At 64.7% G+C, this 24,759-nt stretch carries 21 protein-coding genes; 19 read left to right on the top strand and 2 right to left on the bottom strand.

The window, feature by feature from the left end:
* The first annotated feature begins 38 nt into the window (after positions 1–38).
* From HK108_RS05860 to HK108_RS05830, 7 genes are all read left to right on the top strand, one after another.
* On the top strand, positions 39–1,289 hold the full coding sequence (locus tag HK108_RS05860) for a Gfo/Idh/MocA family protein (RefSeq protein WP_181270813.1): 1,251 nt from the start codon (positions 39–41) through the stop codon (positions 1,287–1,289).
* Entirely contained in the window at positions 1,282–2,253 is a 972-nt protein-coding gene (locus HK108_RS05855) for an NAD(P)-dependent oxidoreductase (RefSeq protein ID WP_181270812.1), read from the top strand. The genes HK108_RS05860 and HK108_RS05855 overlap by 8 nt, the downstream gene beginning before the upstream one ends.
* Positions 2,250–3,137, top strand: a complete 888-nt coding sequence (locus HK108_RS05850; protein WP_229663958.1) for a sugar phosphate isomerase/epimerase family protein — start codon at positions 2,250–2,252, stop codon at positions 3,135–3,137. The genes HK108_RS05855 and HK108_RS05850 overlap by 4 nt, the downstream gene beginning before the upstream one ends.
* Complete coding sequence (locus HK108_RS05845; protein ID WP_181270811.1) at positions 3,134–4,210, top strand: Gfo/Idh/MocA family protein; 1,077 nt, start codon at positions 3,134–3,136, stop codon at positions 4,208–4,210. Before HK108_RS05850 ends, HK108_RS05845 begins: the two co-directional genes overlap by 4 nt.
* An 80-nt stretch (positions 4,211–4,290) precedes the next feature.
* Complete coding sequence (gene iolG, locus HK108_RS05840; RefSeq protein WP_181270810.1) at positions 4,291–5,304, top strand: inositol 2-dehydrogenase; 1,014 nt, start codon at positions 4,291–4,293, stop codon at positions 5,302–5,304.
* Between the two features lie 120 nt (positions 5,305–5,424).
* Complete coding sequence (locus tag HK108_RS05835) at positions 5,425–6,846, top strand: sugar porter family MFS transporter (protein WP_181270809.1); 1,422 nt, start codon at positions 5,425–5,427, stop codon at positions 6,844–6,846.
* Positions 6,843–7,694 carry a sugar phosphate isomerase/epimerase family protein gene (locus tag HK108_RS05830; protein WP_229663959.1) on the top strand — a complete coding sequence of 284 codons (852 nt, stop codon included), beginning with the start codon at positions 6,843–6,845 and terminating at the stop codon, positions 7,692–7,694. The genes HK108_RS05835 and HK108_RS05830 overlap by 4 nt, the downstream gene beginning before the upstream one ends.
* A 276-nt stretch (positions 7,695–7,970) precedes the next feature.
* Here HK108_RS05830 and argG read toward each other — a convergent pair whose 3' ends face one another.
* Positions 7,971–9,392, bottom strand: a complete 1,422-nt coding sequence (argG, locus tag HK108_RS05825; protein WP_139467983.1) for an argininosuccinate synthase — start codon at positions 9,390–9,392, stop codon at positions 7,971–7,973.
* A 130-nt stretch (positions 9,393–9,522) separates the two neighbouring features.
* Between argG and HK108_RS05820 the strand changes: the two genes are divergently transcribed.
* Complete coding sequence (locus HK108_RS05820; protein ID WP_229663960.1) at positions 9,523–10,035, top strand: GNAT family N-acetyltransferase; 513 nt, start codon at positions 9,523–9,525, stop codon at positions 10,033–10,035.
* Between the two features lie 27 nt (positions 10,036–10,062).
* On the opposite strand, the gene HK108_RS05815 is transcribed toward HK108_RS05820, so the two are convergent.
* Positions 10,063–11,610: an APC family permease gene (locus HK108_RS05815; protein WP_181270808.1), complete on the bottom strand. Its 1,548-nt coding sequence runs from the start codon at positions 11,608–11,610 to the stop codon at positions 10,063–10,065.
* A gap of 209 nt (positions 11,611–11,819) precedes the next feature.
* Between HK108_RS05815 and HK108_RS05810 the strand changes: the two genes are divergently transcribed.
* The 11 genes from HK108_RS05810 to HK108_RS05760 all read left to right on the top strand — a co-directional run bounded on the left by HK108_RS05810 (position 11,820) and on the right by HK108_RS05760 (position 24,730).
* Positions 11,820–12,968 carry a CPBP family intramembrane glutamic endopeptidase gene (locus HK108_RS05810; RefSeq protein ID WP_229663961.1) on the top strand — a complete coding sequence of 383 codons (1,149 nt, stop codon included), beginning with the start codon at positions 11,820–11,822 and terminating at the stop codon, positions 12,966–12,968.
* A gap of 69 nt (positions 12,969–13,037) precedes the next feature.
* Complete coding sequence (locus HK108_RS05805; RefSeq protein ID WP_172171684.1) at positions 13,038–13,526, top strand: DoxX family protein; 489 nt, start codon at positions 13,038–13,040, stop codon at positions 13,524–13,526.
* A 3-nt stretch (positions 13,527–13,529) separates the two neighbouring features.
* Positions 13,530–14,216, top strand: coding sequence for a GrpB family protein (locus HK108_RS05800; protein ID WP_181270807.1), 687 nt, complete (start codon positions 13,530–13,532; stop codon positions 14,214–14,216).
* A 109-nt stretch (positions 14,217–14,325) separates the two neighbouring features.
* The gene (locus HK108_RS05795) at positions 14,326–15,216 is read left to right on the top strand and encodes a siderophore-interacting protein (RefSeq protein ID WP_181270806.1); all 891 of its coding nucleotides are present in this window, start codon (positions 14,326–14,328) and stop codon (positions 15,214–15,216) included.
* A gap of 108 nt (positions 15,217–15,324) precedes the next feature.
* Positions 15,325–15,891: an isochorismatase family protein gene (locus HK108_RS05790; RefSeq protein ID WP_139467988.1), complete on the top strand. Its 567-nt coding sequence runs from the start codon at positions 15,325–15,327 to the stop codon at positions 15,889–15,891.
* A gap of 138 nt (positions 15,892–16,029) precedes the next feature.
* The gene (locus tag HK108_RS05785) at positions 16,030–18,303 is read left to right on the top strand and encodes an MMPL family transporter (RefSeq protein WP_181270805.1); all 2,274 of its coding nucleotides are present in this window, start codon (positions 16,030–16,032) and stop codon (positions 18,301–18,303) included.
* A gap of 126 nt (positions 18,304–18,429) precedes the next feature.
* Positions 18,430–19,863, top strand: a complete 1,434-nt coding sequence (locus HK108_RS05780; protein ID WP_229663962.1) for a sensor histidine kinase — start codon at positions 18,430–18,432, stop codon at positions 19,861–19,863.
* Entirely contained in the window at positions 19,860–20,480 is a 621-nt protein-coding gene (locus HK108_RS05775) for a response regulator (RefSeq protein WP_139467990.1), read from the top strand. Before HK108_RS05780 ends, HK108_RS05775 begins: the two co-directional genes overlap by 4 nt.
* A gap of 194 nt (positions 20,481–20,674) precedes the next feature.
* Positions 20,675–22,147 (top strand): outer membrane protein assembly factor BamB family protein, encoded by a 1,473-nt coding sequence (locus tag HK108_RS05770; RefSeq protein ID WP_181270804.1) that lies wholly within the window; start codon positions 20,675–20,677, stop codon positions 22,145–22,147.
* 282 nt (positions 22,148–22,429) lie between these two features.
* Positions 22,430–24,172 (top strand): serine hydrolase domain-containing protein, encoded by a 1,743-nt coding sequence (locus HK108_RS05765; protein WP_181270803.1) that lies wholly within the window; start codon positions 22,430–22,432, stop codon positions 24,170–24,172.
* Positions 24,173–24,361: 189 nt separating this feature from the next.
* On the top strand, positions 24,362–24,730 hold the full coding sequence (locus HK108_RS05760) for a carboxymuconolactone decarboxylase family protein (protein WP_229663963.1): 369 nt from the start codon (positions 24,362–24,364) through the stop codon (positions 24,728–24,730).
* Positions 24,731–24,759 lie beyond the last annotated feature (29 nt).

Below are 24,759 nucleotides of genomic sequence, written 5' to 3'. Positions count from 1 at the left end.
GGAACATCCGCGCAATCATCGATTACTCAAGGAGCACCATGAGCAACAACCCCACCACCATCGGAGTCGGACTCATCAGCGTCGGCTGGATGGGCCAGCTCCACAGCCGCGCTTACTCCAACGTTCCCGTCGTCTACCCCGAACTAGGCATCAGAACACGCCTGGTCATCGCCGCCGACACGAACGACGAACGCGCCCAATTCGCCGAGCACGTGCTCGGATACGAGAGCTCGACGAGTGATTACAACGACGTTCTCAACCACCCGGACGTCGACGTCGTCTCCGTGTGCGCACCGAACTTCCTCCACGAAGAGATCGGCACCGCAGTCGCCAAAGCCGGCAAATCACTGTGGATCGAGAAACCCGTCGGACGCTCAGCCGAAGAGACGGAATCCGTCGTCAACGCGGCCGACGCAGCGGAGGTCGTGACCGCCGTCGGCTTCAACTATCGCAACGCCCCGGCCATCGAATACGCGCGGAAGATCATCGCTGAAGGCAAGCTCGGACGCATCACGAACGTGCGCGGCGCATTCTTCGCCGACTACTCGGCCGAGCCGAACGGCGCACTGTCCTGGCGCTTCATCCGCGGACTCGCAGGATCCGGCGTCCTCGGAGATCTCCTCGGACACCTGACCGACCTCGCCCACTACGTCGTCGGCCCGATCGACAAGGTCACCGGGGTAGCCAACACGGCCTACACCGAACGCCCCAAACTCGAGATGGGCAGCGGCACCCACTTCGACGTCGTCGAAGGCGGTGAGATGGCACCGGTCGAAAATGAGGACTACGCCGGCCTGCTCGTCCACTTCGGCCCTGACGCTCAGGGAGCCGGCGCCGTCGGGACCCTCGAAGCCTCGCGGGTGTGTGTCGGACCCCGCGCGGAGTATTCCCTCGAGGTCTACGGAACCGAAGGGTCACTGCGATGGAACTTCGAGCGGATGAACGAACTCGAACTCGCGCTCGGTCACAAGGGCCCGCACGTGGGCTTCACCCGCATCATGGCCAGCTCCGAATTCGGTGACTTCTCGAAATTCCAACCGGGGGCAGGCACATCGATGGGCTACGACGACCTCAAGGTCATCGAAGCGAAGAAGTTCCTCCTCGCCCACGTCGGTCAGGAATCAATCCACGCCGACGTCCACGACGCACTGGCCGCGAACCGCGTTGTTTACGCGGGTGAGCGCGCCATCGCCACCGAGAGCTGGCAGAGCGTCGAACCGGTCGAAGGCACCTCGGCGTCGACTCGGACCGCTGCCGACTCGACCAGGAGGGAGACCGTCGATGCCTGAGAAGACCATCGTCATCGGTCTCGGACCGGTGCCGAAGAACCTCGTCGAGGGTGAACTAGGACGCGGTGTCGACTTCGTCCAGAGCCCCGAAGCTGAGGACTACGCGAAGGCCGAAGGCGCAATAGTCCGCGCCGCCGTCAAGGTCGGTCCGGCAGAACTCGACTCGATGCCCAACCTCAAGGTCATCGCCCGCACCGGTGTCGGCGTCGACGATGTCGATGTCGACGCTGCCACCGAGCGGGGGATCCCCGTCGCGATCACGCCCGGGGTCAACTCGACGGCCGTCGCCGAAGGCGCTTTCGCCCACATGCTGCAACTGGTCAAATCCTTGGGCCCGCTGACCGAGATCGTTCGCTCCGGAGGATGGGCCGAGCGCACCAGCGTCCCGGTCGGCGATCTCGACGGAGCGACCCTGGGAATCGTGGGATTCGGCAACATCGGCCGCCGGGTGAAGGCGATCGCCGAGGCCTTCGGAATGACTGTCTTCGCGTACGACCCCGTCGCCGAGGTGCCCCGGGCCAACAGGGCCGAGACGGTCGACGAGATCCTGCGCGCATCCGACATCGTCACCCTCCATGTGCCGCTGCTCGATAGCACCCGTCACATGATCGACGCCCGCGCGGTCGAAACGATGAAAGACGGAGCGATCCTCATCAACACCAGCCGTGGTGGACTGATCGACGAAGACGCGGCACTGGCCGGGCTCGAATCGGGCAAGCTCGGGGGAGTCGGTTTGGACTCATTCGAATCCGAGCCGCCGCAGCCACACCCCCTCTACCAGCACCCGCGCACCGTGCTGAGCCCTCATGTGATGGGATTGAGCGCCAAAGCCAGCCGAGCCACTTTCATCGCCGCCGCCCGGGCCGTGGACACCGTCCTCAAAGGAGGCAGACCTGAGGCTGCGGTCAACGAGGTGGACCGAGCGGCCGAGCCGGCAACCGTAGGCAAAGGAGTTAACCAGTGAGTAATACCGTCAAGATCGCCGCAGCCCCCATCTCTTGGGGAGTCTGCGAAGTCCCTGACTGGGGTTTTCAACTGAGCCCTGAACGGGTCCTCACAGAAATGCAGGAACTCGGCTTCGACGCCACCGAATTCGGTCCCGAAGGTTTCCTTCCCGATGACGCAGTGGGCCGCGCAGAGACCCTCAGACGGCACTCCATGCAGGCCGTCGGCGGATTCTACCCAGCCATCATCCATGACCCAGAACACGACCCGCTGCCGGAGCTCGAGCGGGAACTCGAAGCATATGTCGCCGCCGGTGCCGACACTCTCGTCCTGGCAGCAGCGACGGGCGTCGACGGCTACGACGCCAAACGCCCTGAGCTCGATGACGCCGGTTGGAAGACCGTCTACCGCAACATCGACCGCATCCTCGAAGCCGCGAAAGCCCGGGGAGTCACCGTCAGCCTGCATTCGCATGTGGGCACCATGGTCGAAACCCAGGATGATGTCGACCACATTCTCAACGGCACCGACGTCGACTTCTGCTTCGACACCGGACACATGTTCATCGGCGGAGTGGACCCGGTCGAATTCGTGCAGAAGCACACGGGGCGCATCTCCCATGCGCACCTCAAGGACGTCGCGCTCGACCGAGCTCGTCGTGTCCAGGCCGGCGAACAGACATACTACGATGCCGTCGTCGACGGAATGTACCAGCCGCTCGGCCAGGGAGACATCGACATCGACTCGATCGTCGGCACTCTCATCCGCGCCGGATTCGACGGCTGGTTCACCCTCGAACAGGACACCGTCGTTGCCGACGAGCCGGCGCGCGGCTCTGGACCGATCGACCAGGCTCGCGCCAGCCTCAGTTATCTCAAGCAGATCATCGAGGAGAACCGATGAGCACACGGATCGGCGTCGTCGGTCTCGGTAGGATCGGCCGAATGCACGCTCGCAACATCGCGCAGGAACCGGGAGTCGACGAGCTCGTGCTGATCGGCCGCACCGAAGGCAAGCTCGAAGACGCCAAAGCGCAGCTGCAGTCAGAGCTGGCCCCGGAGGCCGGGCCGGACCTTCGAGGTGCTCACGCTCCCGCAGGTCGCGACAACAGTCCCGTCATCAGCACTGTGGTGCTCACCGAGGACTGGACCGACGGGCTCGACGGTGTCATCATCGCCAGTTCGACACACACCCACCCCGAGCTCGCACGGACAGCGCTGACAGCTGGCGTCCCCGTCCTCCTCGAGAAGCCGATCGGACTCAAGCTCGAAGAGACCGCGGCCCTGTCTGCGGAGTTCGAAGCGCTCGACGTACCCATCATGGTCGCCTACCACCGCAGGTACGACGAAGGGTTCCAGAGCCTCAGAGAGCGCATCCACAGCGGAGATATGGGAACCATCCGAGTCATCCATTCGGCCGGACACGATCACTTCCATGTCGATCCGGAGTTCATCCCCACCTCGGGCGGAGTATGGCGTGACCTGCTCATCCACGAATTCGACACGATTCCCTGGCTGTTGGGGGAAAGGCCGGTGTCGATCTACGCCTCGGGGTCAGTGCTCGACGAACAGGCATACGCGGACAGCGGCGATCTCGACACGGCCACGGCCGTCATCACCTTCGAATCCGGGGTGCAAGCGCTCATCAGCGGCGCACGCAACATCGCCTCCGGCCAAGATGTCAACACCGTCGTCTACGGAAGTGACGCCGCATACGCAGCAGGCGTCGACTCGAAGTCACCGGTCGTCTCGACGGAACCCGGCGTGTCTCCTCCGGAGTCGACTTACGCGGATTTCGTCGAACGGTTCGAGCCGGCATTCCGCCGCGAGATCCGACACTTCCTCGCGGTCATCGACGGCGATGCCACGTCGTTGACACTGCCGTCCGACGGCATCGTCGCAGCAAGACTGGCAGTGGCCGCCGAAGAATCAGTGCGGCGCGGGATACCCGTCCGGCTCGACGAGATCGACTTCTGAACGCTCCGGCGCACCGCGCCGAAGACCCCCATCATCCGTTCCACAGCGAACCGCGAACATCGAACGAGGAGAGAATTCCTATGACGAACGAACAGCTGCGCATCGGTCTCATCGGGACCGGCCGCATCGGAAAGGTCCATGCTGCGAACATCGCGGCTCTGCCGGAGACCACCCTGACCTGGGTGATCGATCCCTACATCGCCGGAGCAGAGGCGATCGCAGCCGAAAGAGGAGCCCGCGCGACGGCCGACCCGGCAGAGGCATTCGCCTCCGGCGATCTCGATGCGGTCGTCATCGCCTCGCCGACCTCGACCCACGCCGACCTCATCGAGCGGGCCATCGCGGCCGGAATACCCGTGCTCTGCGAAAAGCCGATCGACCTTGATATCGCCCGAGTCGACAAGCTTGCCCCCGTGGTCGAAGGCTCCGGCGTTCCATTTGCTGTCGGCTTCAACCGGCGATTCGATCGTGACTTCTCACTCGCTCGAGAGCGCCTCATCGCCGGTGAGGTCGGTGATCTCGAGCAGCTGGCGATCATCAGCCGCGATCCCGCCCCGCCGACCGTTGAGAATCTCAGAACGACCGGAGGCATGTTCCGGGACCAGACCATCCACGACTTCGACATGGCGCGCTACTTCGCCCCGGACATCGTCGAGGTCTTCGCGACCGGCTCGCAGCTGTTCGACGACGGTGCCAAACAGACGTCGGACTTCGACACCGCCATGGTGACGATGCGGACCTCGACCGGAGTCCAGATCTCGATCACCAATTCGCGTCACAGTTCGATCGGCTACGACCAGCGGATCGAGATCTTCGGCGGTGAGGGCATGCTCGAGGTCGGCAATGCGGGCACCAGCCTGGTCAGCTACTCGAATGCGACAGCAGTGAAGACCACTACGCCCTATCAGCACTTCTTCCTTGAGCGCTACGCGGAAGCCTACCTCGAGGAGCTGCGCGAGTTCAGCCGACTCGTCAGAGGGGAGGAATCCCGCTGCTCGACCTTCGCAGACGGTCGTGCGGCGCTGCTGTTGGCCGATGCGGCCGAACTCTCGGCCAGAGAAGGACGAGTCGTTCGCGTCGACCTGGATAGGTGAGCGGTTCGACGAACCGTACGGCGACATCAATGACAGTGCAACGAAGCACAATGTGAGGAGACCATCGTGGTTGCCAATTCAACAGAGTCACCGACACTCCGGGACTCAGCATTACCGGACATGCCGAAAACCGGACCGTTCAGGAAGAGGATCGGACTGATCTCGGTCGTCGCCTGTTTCGGCGGCCTTCTGTTCGGCTACGACACCGGTGTCATCAACGGCGCGCTCCGGCCGATGTCCCAGGAGCTCGGCCTCACTGCAGTCAGCGAAGGAGTGGTGACGAGTTCGCTCGTTTTCGCCGCTGCTGTGGGCGCAGTCACCTGCGGTCAGATCTGCGACATGATCGGCCGCCGACGCACGATCCTCTACCTCGCGCTGATGTTCTTCCTCGGCACGTTGGTCGTTGTTCTCGCGCCGAACGTCGCTTTGCTGGTGGTCGGCCGGATCCTTCTCGGCCTCGCAGTCGGCGGGGCCTCGATCGTCGTGCCGGTGTATCTGTCGGAGCTCGCACCGCACGAGATTCGTGGTTCGATCAGCGGACGCAACGAAGTCGCAATCGTCACGGGACAGCTTGCGGCGTTCGTCGTCAACGCCATCATCGGCAACGTGTGGGGACACATCGACGGGATCTGGCGTGTCATGTTCGCCATCTGTGCGATACCGGCCGTCTGTCTCTTCATCGGCATGCTTCGGATGCCAGAATCGCCGAGGTGGCTCGTCGAGCATAATCGCCGGGATGAGGCCCTGGCGGTCCTCATGTCCGTCCGTACCGAGGAACGGGCTCGCGCCGAACTCGGGGCCGTCGAAGTCGTTGCTGAGGCGTCGACCGGCGACCAACGAGTCGGCTACCGGAAGTTCGTGTTCAACAAATGGCTGGTCAGGATCGTCCTCGTCGGAATGGGTGTTGCGGTCTGTCAGCAGCTCACCGGAATCAACTCGATCATGTACTACGGTCAGGTCGTCCTCATCGAATCCGGCTTCGCGGAGAACGCCGCGCTCATTGCCAACATCGCCCCAGGTGTGGTCGCCGTGCTCGGCGGCTTCTTCGCCCTGTACATGATGGATCGTGTCGACAGGCGCACCACCTTCATCACGGGTCTGTCTCTGACGACGACGTTCCATCTCCTTATCGGACTGTGTTCGAAATTCATGGCCGAGGACAATCCGCTGCGAGCATGGGTCATCCTCGCTCTCATCGTCGGTTTCGTAGCCTCCATGCAGTCGTTCCTCAACGTCGCCGTGTGGGTCTGGCTCGCCGAGGTGTTCCCGCTGCCGATGCGCGGTGTCGGAATCGGGGTATCGCAACTGTTCGGATGGGGGATGAACGGCGTCATCGCCTTAGTCTTCCCGTCGCTGGTGGCTGGTGTCGGAATCTCCGGCGTCTTCTTCATCTTCGCGATCGTCGGAGTCGTGGCATTGATCTTCATCGCCACGCAGGTGCCCGAGACTCGCGGCATCTCATTGGAGAAGATGGAGGAAGGGGTCGAAACGGGAATGGCCTACAGATTCCGCGAGTGGAGAAGGATGCGTGACGAGCAGTGACCGGGATAGAACTGATTGCGACCTGTTGGACGAGTGCCGGGGATGCCGCCCCGATGCGGGCGAGTGAACGCAGTCCCTTCGATCCCCTCGACCGGGTGAGAGAAGTCGCGGCCACCGGATGGGCAGGTCTCGGATTTGTCCTCGATGATCTGAGAGCAATTCGGGACACGATCGGCTACGACGCACTGGCTGAAGAGATCAGCGGTGCAGGATTGCGCCATGTCGAGGTCGAACTGTGCTCCGGATGGTGGAGGGGACCCAACGCGGGATGGCGTGGGCATTGGGAGGAACTGCTCGAAGCGGCGCGAAAACTCGATGCTGCTTTCATCAAGATCGGCACTGACAGTGTCCCCGCCGTAGAGGATGTCGAGCCTTTCGTCGAACCGCTGCGACGTTTGGCGGAGGAGGCGGAGACCTATGGCACGAAGGTCGCGCTCGAGCCTCTACCGTTCGGCATGATCGCGTCGATTCCGCAGGGCGCCGAGCTTATTCGACGCGTCGACCACCCAGCTGCTGGCCTTGTCGTCGACTACTGGCACGTCTTCCGTGCAGGCACCTCTTTGGAGGAACTGCGAAGCGCTCTGACTGCGGACCAGGTCTTCGGTGTCGAACTCTGCGATGCCGACGAAACCGCTGTCGGGACATTGTTCGAAGACACCAGGGACAATCGTCGCCTCATCGGTGATGGGCACCAAGATGTCAGCGGTTTCATCGAGACGCTCAAGGCCATCGGCTATGACGGCCCATGGGGTGTTGAGATCCTCTCTGAGGGGCATCGAAGACGACCTCTGCGCGAGGCGCTGGACGTCGCACGTCGAACAGCGCTGTCCGCCTTCGGTGTTGTCTGAACGAGCACGGCGATGACCCCGGTCTGAGCGTTTGCAACGGTTCGATACGGCCGACGGGTAGCAGAACAGGTCCGAGCCGAAAGAGCGGCCGACAGGCGGACTCCGTCGATAGTGATGATCGAGGAGTGCGCCTGCCGGCCGCTCTCTGTTCTCAACCGGAGGCCGCGAGTCTCATGCTGCGCAGTGTCTCCGGAAGTTCGGGGGACCTCCGGTTCGGACGAGGCTCAGCCCGACCGGGACCTGTGCCGGGTCAGAACCTCAGTCCGACGCGGGACCTCAGTCCGTGCCGGCGTCGAAGGCCGAGGAGAGGTTGGCGAGGTCACTGGCTTCGTCCACCTCGGCGTTGGAGTTCGCGATCTCCTCGGCGCCGCCGGCCTCCAGTGAGCCCACGAGTTCCGAAGTCGGGCCGGACACGATGCCCATGGCGGCGTACTGTTCGAGGCGGGCACGCGAATCGGCGATGTCGAGATTGCGCATGGTCATCTGGCCGATGCGGTCCTCGGGGCCGAAGGCGGAGTCGCCCACACGCTCCATCGACAGCTTCTCCGGGTGGTAGGACAGGTTCGGGCCCTCGGTGTTGACGATCGTGTAGTCGTCGCCGCGGCGCAGGCGCAGGGTGACCTCGCCGGTGATCGCCGAGGCGACCCACCGCTGCATGGACTCGCGCAGCATGAGCGACTGCGGGTCGAGCCAGCGTCCCTCATACATCCGGCGGCCGAGGCGGCGGCCCTCTTCGTGGTAGAGGGCGATGGTGTCCTCGTTGTGGATGGCGTTGAGCAGGCGTTCGTAGGTCACGTGCAGCAGTGCCATGCCCGGGGCCTCGTAGATGCCGCGGGACTTCGCCTCGATGATGCGATTCTCGATCTGGTCGGAAACGCCGAGCCCGTGGCGGCCGCCGATCTCGTTGGCCTTGAAGACCAGGGCAACGGGATCGTCGAAGACTTCGCCGTTGATGGCGACTGGGCGGCCGGCTTCGAAGCGGACCGAGACCTCTTCCGACTTGACCTCGACGTCATCGCGCCAGGCGGCGACGCCCATGATCGGTTCGACGATGTCGAGTCCGGCGTCGAGGAACTCAAGGGTCTTCGCCTCGTGGGTGGCGCCCCAGATGTTCGCATCCGTGGAGTAGGCCTTCTCGGCCGAGTCGCGGTAGGGGTAGCCGTGTTCGACGAGCCATTCGCTCATCTCCTGTCGGCCGCCGAGCTCGTCGACGAACTCCGAGTCGAGCCAGGGCTTGTAGATGCGCAGCTTCGGGTTGGCCATGAGGCCGTACCGGTAGAACCGCTCGATGTCGTTGCCCTTGTAGGTCGAGCCGTCGCCCCAGATGTCGACGCCGTCCTCCTTCATGGCGCGGACCAGCATGGTCCCGGTGACAGCGCGGCCGAGGGGAGTGGTGTTGAAGTAGGTCTTGCCTCCGGAGCGGACGTTGAACGCACCGCACTGGAGGGCGACGAAGCCTTCTTCGACGAGCAGGCGCTTGGCGTCGACGAAGCGAGCGATCTCGGCACCGTATTCCTTGGCGCGATCGGTCACCGACTCCAGGTCGGGCTCGTCGTACTGGCCGATATCGGCCGTGTATGTGCACGGGATGGCGCCCTTGTGGCGCATCCACGCGACCGCGCAGGAGGTGTCCAGACCGCCGGAGAAGGCGATTCCAACGTGCTCACCGACTGGGAGCGAAGACAGTACTTTCGACATGTCACCAGCGTAACGTGAGTCTCCGTCGATTGTCGAATTGTTATGCATTGGAATGTATTTTTATGTGAATGGGGTGAGTGAGGCGATGGAATCTCGCCGAGGCGGCCCCGCCGATTGCTATCGTGAGCGGGTGACGAATCCTCCCGTACCTCAGTTCACCGTCCGCCCTGAGACTTCCGGCGACTTCGACGCCATCCACGCGCTGACCGCAGCTGCATTCGGCCAGGTTGACGAGGCAGAGCTCGTCGACGCCCTCCGCGGATCCGGCAATGGGGTCGAGGGCTTGTCGTTCGTCGGAGTGCTCGAAGGTGAGGTCATCGCCCACGCGATGCTCTCCCGCTGCTTCGTCGGCGAGGCCCCAGGCGTCTGCCTGGCGCCCTGTTCCGTATGGCCCGAGCACCAGCGCACTGGCGCAGGCACTGCGGTGATCGAAGCGCTCCTCGCCGAGGCGGCCCGCCGTGGTGAGGCATTCGCCGTCGTCCTCGGCCACCCCGAGTACTATCCGCGCTTCGGGTTCACCCCAGCCTCAGGCTTCGGCATTACCCTGCACGTCGACGTTCCCGACGAAGCGCTCATGGCGATGCCGCTGGGAGGCGAGGTACCCGAGGGCGCCCTGGCCTTCGCGCCAGAGTTCGGGGTCTGATCCGGGGCCGCGCCCGACCCGCGTGAGTTACTGCTTCGCGCGGTGTGCCCGGATCGCCTCGGCGACGGCGATGGCGTCACCTTCGGGAGCGTCGGACTTCCGATCCGGACGTGCCGTGAACAGATAGATGAATCCGGCGACAAGCACGACGACCAGACCGATGAGCACGATCCAGTCGGCGAAGAACGATCCGGAGTCGCCGGGCAGCGAGAGCAGGACCATAGCGAAGATGCCGTAGGCCAGTGCGGCGAAATTGACGATGATTCCCCAACCGCCCAGCGACCACGGACCCGCCGGCTTCCACCCGCGCAGCCGCTGCCGCAGCGCCCCGAGGACGACCATCTGGAAGGCGAGGTAGATGCCGAGGATCGCGAACGAGGTCACAGCGACGAGGATTCCGTCGTTGAACCAGATGAGCACGCAGATCAGCGCGGGTGCCGTGCAGGCGACGATGAGCGCATTGTGCGGGATCTTCGTCCCGTCGGTGACCTTCGACAGCCACCGGTGCCCGGGCATCATTCCATCGCGGGCGAAGCTGAAGATCAGCCTCGATGCGGCGGCCTGCAGACTGAGCACGCAGGAGATGAATGCGAGGACAGCGACGACGAGGAAGATCTTCGCCCCCACCGCTCCGAGGCTGCCTTCGAGGATCGCGGGAATCGGGTCGGCGACCTCACCGGAGACGATCTCCTCGAGATTCGGTGCCGCGAGCACGTACCCGCCGAAGGAGAACAGGGCCGAGACCGCTCCGACGAGGATCGTCATGAGCATCGCCTTCGGGATGCCGCGAGCCGGATTCGACACCTCCTCGGCGACGTCGCCGCAGGCTTCGAATCCGTAGAAGAGGAAGAGCCCGGCGACTGCAGCTCCCATGAAGACGGGCAGGTAGCTGCCGTCGCCCGCGGTGCCCATGGTGTCGAAGAAGACGGAGAAGCTGTGCTTGCGTTCGAAGATGAGCAGGAACAGGCCGAGCCCGATGACGCCGATGAGCTCGGCGAAAAGGCCGATGCGCGCGATGCGGGCCAACCATTTCGTGCCCGAGAAGTTGATCGCCAAGGCCAGCACCAACAGCACCAGGCCGAGGAACAGAGTGGAGTTGCGGCTGAGTTCGAGGCCGAAGAGGCTCGCGAGGAATCCGGCACCGAACTCCGCCACCGAGGTGATCGTGACGATGAGTGCGCAGATGTAGATCCATGCGGCCATCCACGCATATCGCTTGCTCCACAGCCGCCTGGCCCATGGGTAGATTCCGCCGGCGATGGGGAACTGGGAGACGACTTCACCGAACACGAGGGCGACGAGCAGCTGTCCGCAGGCAACGATGACGATCCACCAGATCGAGGGCGGACCACCGGTTGAGAGCGCCACTGCCAGCAGCGAATACACACCGACGAGAGGGGAGAGGTAGGTGAAGCCGAGGGCGAAGTTCGCCCACGGACTCATCGACCGTTCGAAGGAATCTTCGTAGCCGAGGACGGCCAGATGGTCGGAATCGGAGAGGTGGTCGCCGGCCCGGTTGCCGGTGGAGTTGTGAACGCCTGCGGGGTGGTGGGCGTTCGAGGGGAGATCGGACATGGTGATGTTCCTTCATTCGAATCGTCGTTGATTCTGTGCTGTTCGCATCGTATCTCCGATTCTCACCTGCGGAAGCGTTCTCGCCCGCGCGGCTGATTGCTATTTCATCCTCGCGGCGGAGGTGTCGAACAACGACGAGTCATAGCGTGGAATCACAGGCACGGACCACCGCCGAATCGGTGGGCACAGTGCAGGATCGAGGAGGAACCGTGAACACGCAGACGCACAGTCACAACGGATTCGCCGAGGCGACCGGACCGACCGAGCCATCACCTCAACCCACTATCCAACCCCACCGGCCCGGAACGACGGATTCCATGCCCGGTTCTGCCGCCTCGGCGATGGATGGATCGCACACCCCCGCCGAGGATGTCGACGCGAAAGGACGGCCGCTCGCCGTCGTGCCCGCTCGGGTCCCGTGGCTCGAGATCGGAATCTTCACCGTCACCGCCTTCGGGCTCGCTTGGCTGGCCTGCCTGCCGCTGTGGTTCTCCGAGGAGGGGATCGGCGATCCTGTTCTGCTTCTGGCCTGCGGCAGCGCCATGATGTTCACTCCGCTCATCGCGAGCATCATCGCCTCCATCATCCAGCGCCGCCGCGCCCGTGCCAGGGGAGAGGTCCTGGCCAGTGCTCCGCGCTACTTCGGCTACTGGCCGCTGCGCAGCTTCGGCCGAGTCATCGGGATGACCATCGCCGCCTTCTTCGGGATCATGGTGCTCGTCGTCCTCGGCTACCTGGTCAGCGCGGCCTTCGGATGGCTCGCCCTCGATCTCGACGGGCTGTCCGGGTTCAAGGCACAGTTGGAGACGATTCCCGGCACGGACTCATTGCCGACTGCCGCCGCCATCGCCATCTACCTGTTGCTCATGTTCGTCAGCTCGGTGGCCAATGTCGGTGTCACGATCGGCGAGGAATTCGGCTGGCGCGGATGGCTGCTCACCAGTCTGCGTCCCCTGGGCACCTGGCCCGCACTGCTCATCATCGGCGTCGTCTGGGGCCTGTGGCACTCACCGCTCATCCTGCTCGGCTACAACTTCGGGCGCCCCGACCTCACCGGTGTGGGTTTCATGGTCGGCGGCTGCATCGTGGTCGGCATCCTCTTCGGCTGGCTGCGCCTGCGCACCGGATCCGTGTGGCCGGCCGTATTCGCCCATGCCGCACTCAACGGCTGCGGGGCCATGTTGCTGGGCCTGTTCGTCGATGCAGGTGCGTCGACTCCGGATCCGGCGCTTGTCGCGTTCCTCGGAGTCGCAGGCTGGATCGTCTCAGCGGTCGTCATCGCAGTGCTCGTCGTCACCGGCCAGTTCCGCAAGCAGCCGGAACTGGGCATCAAGGCGAAGGCCGGCCCCGAATCTTGAGGCTCGGCCCCGGCGTCGGCTAGGCTCAAAACCCGATCAACCGCAATCCCAAACCCACAGGAGCCTCATATGACCTTCGGACCTTCGCTGCTGCAGACCGCCGGACGCGTGTTCACCGCACCGATCTTCATCAGCGGCGGATACTCGGCCGTCACTGATCCGGCAGGCAAAGCAGCGATGGCCGAGTCGACCCTGGACGCCATCCGCGAATACGTGCCCGGGCTGCCCGACGACAACGAGCTGCTCGTGCGCATCAATGGCGGCGTCCAGATCCTCGCCGGCACCACCCTGCTGCTGGGCATCAAGCCGCGACTGTCGGCACTCGCACTCGCCGGGTCCCTCATCCCGACCACGCTCGCCGGACACTCCTTCTGGGAGATGGAAGGCGGAGAGGCGAAGGCTCACCAGACCCAGTTCTCGAAGAACCTCGCCGCGCTCGGCGGACTGCTGCTCCTCATCGGCGCCGGTGAGAACCAGAAGGCCATCGACAAGGCGGCCGCAAAGGCTGCCAGGAAAGCTGCGAAGAAGGCCGAGAAGCACGCCCTCAAGCAGGCCTGAGGCATGACGCAGCCGTCCGCTGGTGACTCCTCTGAGCAGGAGGCCGCGGGCGGTGTGTTCGCCGATCCGATGTCAGCCGCGATCGCTGACATCATCACCTTCAACGATGTCAAGGATCCCGATCTCTGGACGCGACCGACCGCGCCGCCGTCCGTGATCGCCATCGTTGACCACGACCCCGCCTGGACCGATCATTTCGCCGAGGCGGCCCACCGGATCCGTCGGGCCCTGAGCCCGAGCAGTGCGTTCGTCGGCATCGACCACGTCGGGTCCACCTCGGTGCCGGGATTGCCCGCGAAACCGATCATCGACATCGCCCTCGTCGTAGCCGACCCCACGGCCGAAGATGACTATGTCCCCGCGCTCGCCGAAGCGGGATTCGATCTCACCCTCCGCGAACCTGCGTGGTACGAGCATCGGATGTTCAAGCGGCTCGACCCGGCCCCCGGGCAGCCTGAATACAATCTCCACGTCTTCGGACCCCGGTGCGCGGAAGTGGCACGGATGCGGCTCTTCCGAGATCGGCTGCGGGAGCATGCGGACGAGCGCGAGGCCTACGAGTCGGTGAAGCGGACCTCGGCCGCGGAATCGAACGCGGTCGGGGAGACGGTCATGGGCTACAACGCCCGCAAGCAGGCCGTCGTCCGCGAGATCTACCACCGCATCTTCGAAGCCCGAGGCTGGGTCTGATCCACTCCACACACGCCCATCGCGAAGCGTCTGATCCGCTGACTCACGCAACCGGCGCTGTTTGCTTAGGGTAGGCTAAGCAAAGACGTGCGAACGAGGGGTGGAGCGAATGGTCAACTGGCAGCGCGGCGTGATGCGGCTGATGCGAATCACGAATCACGAAGTGGTCGTCACCGGGGTCACGGACTTCACCCCGACCTACCGTCGGATCCACTTCTCCGGTGCCGAACTGCTGGCCCAACTCGATGAGGTCTTCCCGACTCTGTGGACCCGGCTGTGGTTCCCGCACCCGGAGAAGGGCGAGGGCCACCTGAGTCAGCGCGGCTACACGTTCTCGGCCATCGACCTCCACGCCGGGACGTTCAGCCTCGACTTCGTCCTCCACGGTGACCTCGGGGAAGCCGATTCGGGCGGCCCGGCAAACCGGGCAATTCCGGCGGACCCGGCAGTTTCTGCGGGTCAGGCAGGCCCGGCAGCCTCGACAAGCCCGATTGAGGCGGAATCCACGTCCGACATCGGTCCCGCTGCTCGCTGGGCGGCTCATGTCCGCCCAGGTGACACCATTGAAGCCGCCCTCACCCCGGCCCGTCTCGACCTGCCTGACGACACCTCCCGCCTCCTCCTGGTGGGGGACCTCACCGCGCTGCCGGCAATCAATTCCTGGTGCGAAGCCGTCCCCGCCGACATTGCCATCACCGTGGCGATCACTGCCGACCCGGCCGAGGTGCCAGGGCTCCCGCAGTCGGCACACCCCAACGCGACGTGGCATTGGGTGAGTCAGGGTGTGAGCGCCGAGGCGGCCCCGCAGTATCGCACGGATCGATCCGTGGCCGATCACCTGCGCGGACTCGACCTCGATAGCGCCGGACTGTACGTCTGGGCGGCGGGGGAGAGGAGCATGGTCAAAGAGGTCCGTCGCTTCGCCAAGGGCGATCTGGGGCTGGGGCGTTCGCAGCAGTTCTCCCAGTTCTACTGGTTCGCCGACAAACCCACCGGCTGAGCCGCGCCGACACGAATCGCTCGACCCTCCGATTCGCCACAGCACTGGATTTCCGTCCCCATTCGCCACATCTCTGGAATTCCACGCAGAAACGCCTATGCTCAAGGCATGGCCAAGGCACTCCTCATCGTCGATGTCCAGAATGACTTCACCGAAGGCGGCGCGCTCGGCGTGACCGGCGGTGACGCCGTCGCCGAAGGCATCAGCGCTCACCTCACAGCACATGCTGGGGACTACGATGCCATCATCGCTTCCCGTGACTGGCACGATGCCGACAATGACAACGGCGGCCACTTCAGTGACTCCCCGGACTTCGTCGATTCCTGGCCCGTCCACTGCGTCGCAGGCACCGACGGCGCAGCTTTCGATCCTCTCCTCGACACCGCGGCCATCACCCATGAAGTCCGCAAGGGCCAAGGTAAACCCGACTATTCGGCTTTCCAGGGGATCACGGACACGGGGAGCCGCCTCGGCGAGCTTCTTGGCGATCTCACCATCACCGAGGTGGACGTCGTCGGCATCGCCACCGACCACTGCGTACGCGCCTCCGCACTCGACGCGCTGAGCGCGGGGCTGAGCGTTCGCGTGCTCACCGACCTCGTCGCGGGCGTCGGAGGCGAGTCGAGCAGAGCCGCCCTCTCGAAGGTCGAGAAGGCGGGCGCTGAGCTCGTCTGAGTCGCCGACTCTCCGCGGAACCTCCACCCTCAGAAAACCTATCGCCCCAGTTCAGCGCGTTTTCTCCATCGAAAGTTGCAGATCGAATCCGAACTCACAGGCGATGTGTGTGACTCCATAGATTGATGGACTGGAGTCATGAACTCACCACTGGCGAAAACCGCACATACGCTGACATCGAAGCGCGGTTCGTGGCTCGTCCTCGGCGGGATCGTCGTCCTCGTCGCCCTGCTCTTCGGACTCCTGTCCGGGGCAGGAGAAGACCGGCCCAACGAAACCGCACCGGCCGATTCCGAATCGACTCAGGCACAGAAGATCCTCGACAAATTCCCCGAGGCGGACAAACAGTCCGTCATGGTCGTGGCCTCGAACGAGGACGGATCCGAACTCTCCGCCGACGACCAGGCCGAGCTGAAGAAGCTCGGCTCCTCGCTGGGCGACTCCGTCGGCGACGAATCCACCGAGACCGTCACCGGACCGATCCTCAGCGACGACAAACAGGCCGCGCTGCTCATGGTGCCCATCACGGTCGGCCTGACGAACTCCGACACCGCCGAGACCGTCGACGACCTGCGCACCGCCATCGCCGACGACCCGACCGCTTCAGGACTGACCGATGAGGGCATGTCCCTGCTGGTCACCGGCGGTCCCGCGATCGGCGCCGACATCGCCTCGGCATTCAACGGCGCGGACTTCACGCTGCTCATCGTCACCATCGTCATCGTCGCCCTCCTGCTCATCATCACCTACCGCTCACCGATCCTGTGGCTGCTGCCTCTCATCGTCATCGGCACCGCCGACGGACTCGCCTCGACCGTGACCGCGGCCGTCGGCGACTGGCTCGACCTGCAGTTCGACGCGGGTATCATCAGCGTCCTCGTCTTCGGCGCCGGAGCGAACTACGCGCTGCTGTTCATCTCCCGCTACCGCGAGGAGCTGCGCCGCTTCACCGACCACCGCCGCGCGCTCGCTGACGCCTGGACGCACACCGCCACGACGATCCTCGCCTCGAACCTCACCGTCGTGCTGTCCCTGCTCAGCCTCGTCTTCGCGATCATCCCCGGCACCCGCGGCCTGGGCATCACCGCGGCCGTCGGCCTGCTCATCTCCGCAGCCGCCGTCCTCTTCGCCCTGCCGCCCGTGCTCGCGATCTGCGGCAAGAAGATGTTCTGGCCCTTCATCCCGAAGGCCGAGGAGAGCACGGATGAAGAGCTCACCCCCGCTGAGGCAGCCGCCGCCGGCCGTGCCACCGCACCTGAGGGTGCGACCGCACGTGCGGGTGCGGCCAAGACCTCGATCTGGCGGACCATCGCCACCCGCGTGGTCCGCAGGCCGGGGCTCCACCTCGGTGCTGGGATCGTCATCCTCGGTGTCATGGCCACCGGGTTCATCGGATCCTCGATCGGTCTCGACCAGACCGAGAAGTTCCGGGTCCAGTCCGAATCCGCGCAGGGACTCGATGTCCTGGCCGACCACTTCCCGCCCGGGGAATCCCAGCCGATCTGGATCGTCGCCGATACCGACCATGCCGATGAGGTCGCCGATTCAGTCAACGATATGAACGGCGTCGTGCGCGCCTCGGCGATCGAGGACACGAACATCGACGGCACCTCGGTCACGAAGATCATGGTGACCGGCGAGTATGCACCCGACAGCACGAAGGGACTCGACCTCGTTGAGGACATCCGCGGCGACGTCCACGCCATCGACGGAGCCGACGCTCAGGTCGGTGGTGCAGCGGCCACGGAGCTCGACGCCCGTGACGGCAATCAGAAAGACTTCATGACCATTGTTCCGATGGTGTTGGCGATCAGCTTCATCATCCTGCTCGTCATCCTCCGTGCACCCATCGCGGCGTTCACCCTGCTGCTGGTCAACGTGGTCTCCTCCGCGGCGGCCATCGGGCTCGGCGCGTTCCTGTCACGGACGATCTTCGGTCAGTCCGCATTCGATTCGCAGGTGCCGATCCTCGCGTTCCTCTTCCTCGTGGCACTCGGCATCGACTACTCGATCTTCCTCGCCCACCGTGCGAAGAAGGAATCTGTCCTCCACGGCGGACGCCAGGGCATGGTCGAGGCAGTCGCCCACACCGGCGGCGTCATCACGAGCGCCGGCATCGTCCTGGCCGGAGTGTTCGCGGCGCTGGGCATGCTGCCGCTGATGGTGCTCGGCCAGCTCGGCCTCATCGTCGGAGTCGGCGTACTGGTCGACACGATCATCGTCCGCACCATCATCGTCCCCTCGATCTTCGGACTCGTGGGCGACAAGATGTGGTGGCCCAACAAGGCGATCACGCACTTCCACGAGCGTGCGGCATCCGGTGCGGCTGACGGTGACGAACACTCCACCCATCTGCTCGCCGAGAAGGAATTCGCGGACTCCGGTTCCGGGATTCACCACGGCAAGCACTGAACCGTCACGCTGGGTGGGCCCGGGCGACGACGCAGATCGTCGCCCGGGCCCGCTCGGTTTCCGCACCGGACGGCTCAGATGTCATACCACCGGGGGTCGGGATGTGATTGAGTTGGCAGGGAGAACATGACAGCACAGGATCACCGCTTCGGCAGTTTCATCGCCGAGGCCGATCTGCAGGAAGGTGGCAGCGTGGGCGCACGCAAATGGACGGAACGCACGATGGAGTTCGGTCAGCACGCCATCGCTCTCGTCCTCATGCTCATCTCCTGCATCCGCGCGGTCTCTGCCGGTGCACCGATGCTCGCTGCCGTAGCCGTGAGCGTCGTCTTCCTCGCTTGGTACGCCCTCGGCGCCGTCCGCGCAGCGCGCTCCGGCGCACTGGTCCTCGCGAAATGGTGGCTCATCGTCCTCGCAGCCGCCTGGCTGTGCACCCTGCTCGTCTCCGCCGAGTTCATCTGGGTCGCCTTCCTCCTCTGGCTGCTCGCAGGCCACCTCTTCTCCCTGCGCATCGCCGTCGTCTTCACCGCACTCACCTACATCGCGACAATCGTCGCCCCACTCGCGCACTACGGGCAGGTGCCGACCCCGAGCATCATCGGCTCCCTCATCGGTGCCGTGTTCGCTCTCGGGCTGTCCCGCGGTTATATCGAACTCCTGCGCGAGGGCCGCCGCCGCGAGGAACTGCTGCGCTCGCTTGAGCTCGCCCACCAGAACCTGCTCGACCTCCAGGACGAGCTCGCTCTCACCCAGCGCCACGCAGGCGAGATCCAGGAGCGGACCCGCGTCTCCCGCGACATCCACGACACGATCGCGCAGTCGATCTCGTCGATCCGCCTCATCGCCCACGCCGAGGCGGAGCGCACCACCGATGATCACGCCGGGCAGGTGCTCGCCCAGGTCGAGGAGCTCGCCGCGCAGAGCTCCCGCGACGTCCGCCGCATCATCGCTGCGCTCGCCCCGGCCGAACTTGAGGACGGCGCACTGACCGCTGCCATCCGCCGCCTGCTCGCCCGGCTCGAGGAGGACAGTACGATCAGGGGCCGCCTCGACGTCGACGAGACCCTGCCGAATCTGTCCGCCGAGGCGGAGGTGGCGCTGCTGCGGACCGCGCAGTCTGCGCTGGCCAACGTTCGGCAGCATTCGCAGGCCACACGAGTGATGGTCAGCCTCATGGACCTCGACGGGGCGATCAGGATGGACATCGTCGATGACGGCGTCGGAATGGACGATCCTCACAATCGGCAGCGGAACCCCGATTCGGGATTCGGTCTCGACTTCATCGGCTCAAGGATGCGCGAACTCGGCGGTGAACTCGTCATCGAATCGAGTCAGGGATCCGGCTTTGCGATCTCCGCGACCCTGCCGAGCCAGTCCCAGCTGCACACCCGGGGCGAGGGCCTCAGCATCTCAGCCGCGGAATCGGGCGCGGATTCGGACCGCCGCCTCGGCGAGGGTGAGGGCACAGGCGCGGACGGGTCGGGCACGGATGGATCGGGCCGCCTCGGCGATGGTGAAAGCAACACAGGTGAGACACGCGATCCAGGAGAGAACGCATGAGCATTCGAGTCATCCTCGTCGACGACCACCCGGTCGTGCGGGCGGGCCTGAAGTCCGTCATCGACGCTCCGGACCACATCGCGGTTGTCGGTGAGGCCGGCAGCGGCGAGGAGGCGCTGACGGTCGTCGACGAACTCGACCCCGAAGTCGTCCTCTGCGACCTGCGGCTGGGGCAGGGGATCGACGGCATCGAGGTGACGAAGCGGCTGCGAGCGAAGCCGAATCCGCCGGCGGTGCTCATCCTCACCACCTTCGACCTCGACTCGGAGATCATCGCCGCGATCAACGCCGGGGCCTCGGGCTACCTGCTCAAGGACATCGACCCTGGGGACATCTCGACGGCGATCGAGAAAGCGGCGAAGGGGGAGACCTATATGCCTCCGGAGATCTCGTCGAAGGTCTTCGCCGCGATGCGCAACCCCAGCCCGAAGCTCACCCGGCGTGAACGCGACGTCGTCAAACTTCTGGCCACAGGGGCCTCGAATGCGCAGATCGCACAGGAGCTCTTCGTCACCGAGGCGACGGTGAAGAGCCACCTCGTCAATGTATTCACGAAGCTCGGGGTGGACTCGCGGGCCCGCGCCATCCGAGTCGCCGAGGACCAGGGGCTGGTTTAGCGGCCGCGCTTCTCGCAGTCTCCGCCGAAAAACGGGCTGAGCGTCGAGAAACGCATGTGCACCCCCGTTTCTCGACACGCAGCCCGTTTTTCGGCGAGTGCGCGGTTCTATGCTCACCACACCCGAAGTGCCAATGTGAATGCCGCCGCATATGATCAAGCTATGCACCGGGGTATGAGCAGGAGAAACGCATTATGAAGCGGATGTGGGCGGCGGTTGTGGCGGCAGGTTTAGTGGCGCTGAGCGGCTGCAGCATCGGCGGCGAACCAGAGGGAAAACCATCGCCGACGACGACCCCGACCTTGGCCGAACCGGTCGAGCTCGATTACTTCGCCACACTGACCGTCGACGATGGTGCGGGGCATGCGCTCGTCACCGACTGGGTCGAAGAGAAGCTGCGGGCGATCGATTCCACCGGAGAAGAGCTGTGGAGCATCGACGCCTACATCAATGACGAAGGCGGAGGCTCAGAAGCCTATTCCGCGGGAGACCTGGTGATCGTCAACGACTACTCGGGAACGGTCACTGCCTACACCTGGGAAGACGGCGAGGAAGCCTGGTCATTCGACATTCCCGGCCCCGACGATGCGTGTCATGAACAGATGGCGTTCGGCTCCCGGTCGACAGGGCTCGGCAACCGCCTCGGCGAAGATGACCTGCTCCTGCTCGAATACAGCGGCATGCGAATGGACGGGCACTGCACACCTACCTCCGAAGCCGGCAATGCGGTGTTGTTCGCCCTTGACCCATCGACAGGGGTTGAAGCCTGGCCGTCGCTGTCGATCGATGATGACGGTCGGACCTTCGGCGGCTCCCTGATTCACCTCGCGCCGGACCGCAAGAACGCAGTCATGTCATGGAAGTCCGGGGAGGGCTCCATGGTCACACGGATCTCATTGGACACCGGGCGTCATGCCACTGTTCCCATCACCAAAGCTCGAGCGATCGACGACTCCGGAGTCGAGCACTTCGACGTCTTTCCGACAAGCGATGAGACCACGCTGACCTACCTCTTCGGAGCCGAGGACCCCGATGACCCGATGAGCCAGGCGTTCAGCAGAGCAGCTGAGCTGACCCTTCCTGCTGGACTCAAAGAGACCGACAGTGCGACATTGGCCGCCGACTCCGGCCCTAACGCCGCGACGATGGAGGACGCGACCGATCCGATGTGTTCGACCGACTTCACCTTTACGCCGGAAGGCCGGGCCGCGTGTCTGCAGCTGCAGCTGTTCGCTTCGGCGGTCAAATATCAGGGCTCGGACGGGTCGCCGGAAGGATGGTTCGCGGATGCACCGGAGATGGCTTTCGATACCGTGCTGTACTCGGGGGCTCCCAGAACAGTGCCTTTCGACAGCCGAGGGAAGGCTGCGGTACTCGCGCCGGGTCCCGACGGAGGCGTCGTCGCCATCGATGCAGCGACCGGGAAGACGGCGTGGAATGCTGGCGACTACAGATCGACGACTCCGTGGGGCGGCGAGGGAGTATTGCCCGACGTCGGGCTGGTCGTGCTCACTGATAATAAGAAGACGAGCTTCTACGACTCGGATGCCGGCAGACTCGTCGAAGAGCACAAGGCCGACCAATACGATGAGCTGACCTCCGGCTACAGCACCATTCTCGTCGCCGGTGAGAAATCGACGACGATGTGGGCTGTGGTCGACAGGTGAAACGCCGAGCCGCCGTTGCAGGCCGAGGCGGCGCCAGTGAGTCGGAAGCCGAGCGCGCCGCATCGGCACTGTGACCGACTGTCAGATGAATAACTGATAGGTAATCACCATTACCGTCACTCCAGGTGAGAGACGCAGACGATCGGGACGGAGAACGCCGCATCGCCCCAATCGGCTCTTCTCGACTACGGAGTTTCACCTCGTGCCGGTAGTCTGTTCCCTGCACATCGGGACAGCCGCGCGCATGCGCAGCGCAGTCCAGGTCGAGACAGTGGAGGTGACATGGCAGGCGAAGACGAGACGTTTCCGCCCCGCCCGGTGACCCCGCCGAACCGACGAATCGGTGCATTGTCCGGCAATACCAAGGGCATCGGCACATCCACAGACACCGCCACCGAGGCGGCTCCCGGTCGATCTGCGGACGCGGACTCCCCGCAGCCCCCGATTTCCGCGGACCCTGCAACCGTGCAGTCCGGAGTCGATGATGTCGACGCCTCGGCGTTGGACATCACCCTGCCGCACGTCGGGGAACTCACCTCGGCCAGTGAAGACGCCATCGTCGACCCGTCGGAAGCGGTGCTCGAGAGCATCGACCTCGACACCTGGAAATGGCCCGAGTTCTTCGCTTTCGCGCTCACCCGGATGCAGGAGATCTTCCCGACCGGCGGAATCCCGCGCGGCATCGGGCCGGTGCGCGAATACGTCACCGAAGACAACGACTTCCGGTCCTTGATGATCGACCGCGAGAAATGGCCGGCCGCCGACGAGGACTGGGCCACCGTCGGCGACGTGCTGGCCAACACCCACACCGACGCCTGGCTCGTCACACGCAACGGAGTGGCGCTGGCCGAGGAATACGCCTGGCCGATGAAGCCCGCCCGCCAGCACATGCTCTTCTCCGTGAGCAAGTCCATCGTCGCCACCGTTATCGGTGCGCTCGCCGACGCCGGACTGCTGCGCCCCACCGACCTTGTCACCACGCATGTGCCCGCATTGGCCAAGAGCGGCTACGCGGGAGCCACCATTCGCGATCTGCTCGATATGCGCTCGGGCATCAAGTTCTCCGAGGAATACCTCGAGGAGGGCTCTGAGATCCGAGCCCTGTTCGAAGCCGTCGATTTCGCGCCTCGATCGGCCGCCTCGGCGAAGGGGATCAAGAACTTCCTCACCGGGCTGACCAGCGACCGCGAACACGGCTCTGCCTTCGTCTACCGCAGCTGCGAAACCGATGTGCTCGCCTGGATCGCCGAGGCGGTCACCGGCCAGCCGTTCTCCATCGTCGCCAGCGAATACGTGTGGTCGCGGATCGGCGCCGCCCACGCCGCCCAGGTCTGCCAGGACCGGTGGGGCGGATCGATCGCCGACGGTGCCATCAGCGCCACCCTGCGCGACCTCGCCCGCTTCGGTGAGATGATCGCCCGAGGCGGCACCACTGACAACGGCGAACGCGTGCTCTCGGCGGAATGGGTCGAAGACATCTTCACCGGCGCCGAGGACTCCGCCAAGGTCTTCGCTGCGTCCCCGTCGGGACGCTCCTACCCGGGCGGAATGTACCGCAGCCAGTTCTGGATGCCCTCGGCCGACCGCAACGTCGTCATCGGCATCGGCATCCACGGCCAGATGCTCTACATCGACCGCGCCACTCAGACCGTCGGCATCAAGCTCTCGAGCGACCCAGAACCGGTGAGCCTCGCGGCCCAGCACGGCACCCTGGCAATGTTCGAGGCCATCGCCGAGGCGGTCCCGACCGCTGGTCAGACGCCTGCAAGCCCTGCACCCACCGAGGCGGCTCCCCGGAACTCTGTACCGGGCACCGCGCCTGCAGTGCCGAGCGCAGCTGCTCCCGCAGACCAGATTCCGGCAGCCCCAGCAGCTGCAGACCTTGCATCTGCAGCGCCCGTGCCTGCGTTGAGTGAAGCAGCGGTTGCACATCCTGAGGCCGCGCCCGCCACAGCCGCACCTCAGGAACCGCCTCTGCCGGGAGCGCAGACTGCCCCTCTCATCGGTCAGGGCACGCTGTACTGAGGCCGAGCGGTTCGCGTGTCTCCTGCGGGCGGATCCACCTCGAAACAGTGCGGATAGTCGAGGCGGATCCACCCGCAGGAGACATGCCGACCGCAAACCCGTCCGGCGCAGCTGTGTACGTGTCGATCCGCCTCTTAGGTGACAATTCCGTAGCGATTGATGCGGGGACTCGGTAGCGTGAGGATCGGAATGACACCGATCACAGGAGATATGACCATGACCGACTTCTTCGACCGCGAGAATGACCGCAAGTACGACAGGGCCTACAAGGAAACCACTCCCGACATCCTCAAGGCCTTCGGCGAGTTCAACAACGCCGTCTTCGCTTCCGAAGGTCGTGAAATCCCGCTGAAGTACCGTGAGCTCATCGCCTACGCCGTCGGCTTGACCACCCAGTGTGCCTACTGCATCGATGCGCATTCGAATGCCGCCGTCAAGGCCGGCGCCACGGAGACCGAACTGGCAGAGACTGCCTGGACCGCCTCGGCTCTTCGTGCCGGTGGAGCATATGCCCACGGTCGTCTGGGCTTCAAGCTCACCGGGGTCCACGAGCACTGAGTTCGCCCCGGGGCGAGTCCCGATTGCCT

Source organism: Brevibacterium sediminis (genome assembly GCF_013623905.1).
Lineage (GTDB): Bacteria > Actinomycetota > Actinomycetes > Actinomycetales > Brevibacteriaceae > Brevibacterium > Brevibacterium sediminis.
The sequence above is the reverse complement of the archived record's forward strand: the minus strand, read 5'-3'. Positions and strand labels throughout refer to the sequence as shown.

Coding starts and splice junctions, on each gene's coding strand:
- HK108_RS05860 (WP_181270813.1), top strand. CDS start 39: ATGAGCAACAACCCCACCACCATCGGAGTCGGACTCATCAGCGTCGGC.
- HK108_RS05855 (WP_181270812.1), top strand. CDS start 1,282: ATGCCTGAGAAGACCATCGTCATCGGTCTCGGACCGGTGCCGAAGAAC.
- HK108_RS05845 (WP_181270811.1), top strand. CDS start 3,134: ATGAGCACACGGATCGGCGTCGTCGGTCTCGGTAGGATCGGCCGAATG.
- iolG (WP_181270810.1), top strand. CDS start 4,291: ATGACGAACGAACAGCTGCGCATCGGTCTCATCGGGACCGGCCGCATC.
- HK108_RS05835 (WP_181270809.1), top strand. CDS start 5,425: ATGCCGAAAACCGGACCGTTCAGGAAGAGGATCGGACTGATCTCGGTC.
- argG (WP_139467983.1), bottom strand. CDS start 9,392: ATGTCGAAAGTACTGTCTTCGCTCCCAGTCGGTGAGCACGTTGGAATC.
- HK108_RS05815 (WP_181270808.1), bottom strand. CDS start 11,610: ATGTCCGATCTCCCCTCGAACGCCCACCACCCCGCAGGCGTTCACAAC.
- HK108_RS05805 (WP_172171684.1), top strand. CDS start 13,038: ATGACCTTCGGACCTTCGCTGCTGCAGACCGCCGGACGCGTGTTCACC.
- HK108_RS05800 (WP_181270807.1), top strand. CDS start 13,530: ATGACGCAGCCGTCCGCTGGTGACTCCTCTGAGCAGGAGGCCGCGGGC.
- HK108_RS05795 (WP_181270806.1), top strand. CDS start 14,326: ATGGTCAACTGGCAGCGCGGCGTGATGCGGCTGATGCGAATCACGAAT.
- HK108_RS05790 (WP_139467988.1), top strand. CDS start 15,325: ATGGCCAAGGCACTCCTCATCGTCGATGTCCAGAATGACTTCACCGAA.
- HK108_RS05785 (WP_181270805.1), top strand. CDS start 16,030: ATGAACTCACCACTGGCGAAAACCGCACATACGCTGACATCGAAGCGC.
- HK108_RS05780 (WP_229663962.1), top strand. CDS start 18,430: ATGACAGCACAGGATCACCGCTTCGGCAGTTTCATCGCCGAGGCCGAT.
- HK108_RS05775 (WP_139467990.1), top strand. CDS start 19,860: ATGAGCATTCGAGTCATCCTCGTCGACGACCACCCGGTCGTGCGGGCG.
- HK108_RS05770 (WP_181270804.1), top strand. CDS start 20,675: ATGAAGCGGATGTGGGCGGCGGTTGTGGCGGCAGGTTTAGTGGCGCTG.
- HK108_RS05765 (WP_181270803.1), top strand. CDS start 22,430: ATGGCAGGCGAAGACGAGACGTTTCCGCCCCGCCCGGTGACCCCGCCG.
- HK108_RS05760 (WP_229663963.1), top strand. CDS start 24,362: ATGACACCGATCACAGGAGATATGACCATGACCGACTTCTTCGACCGC.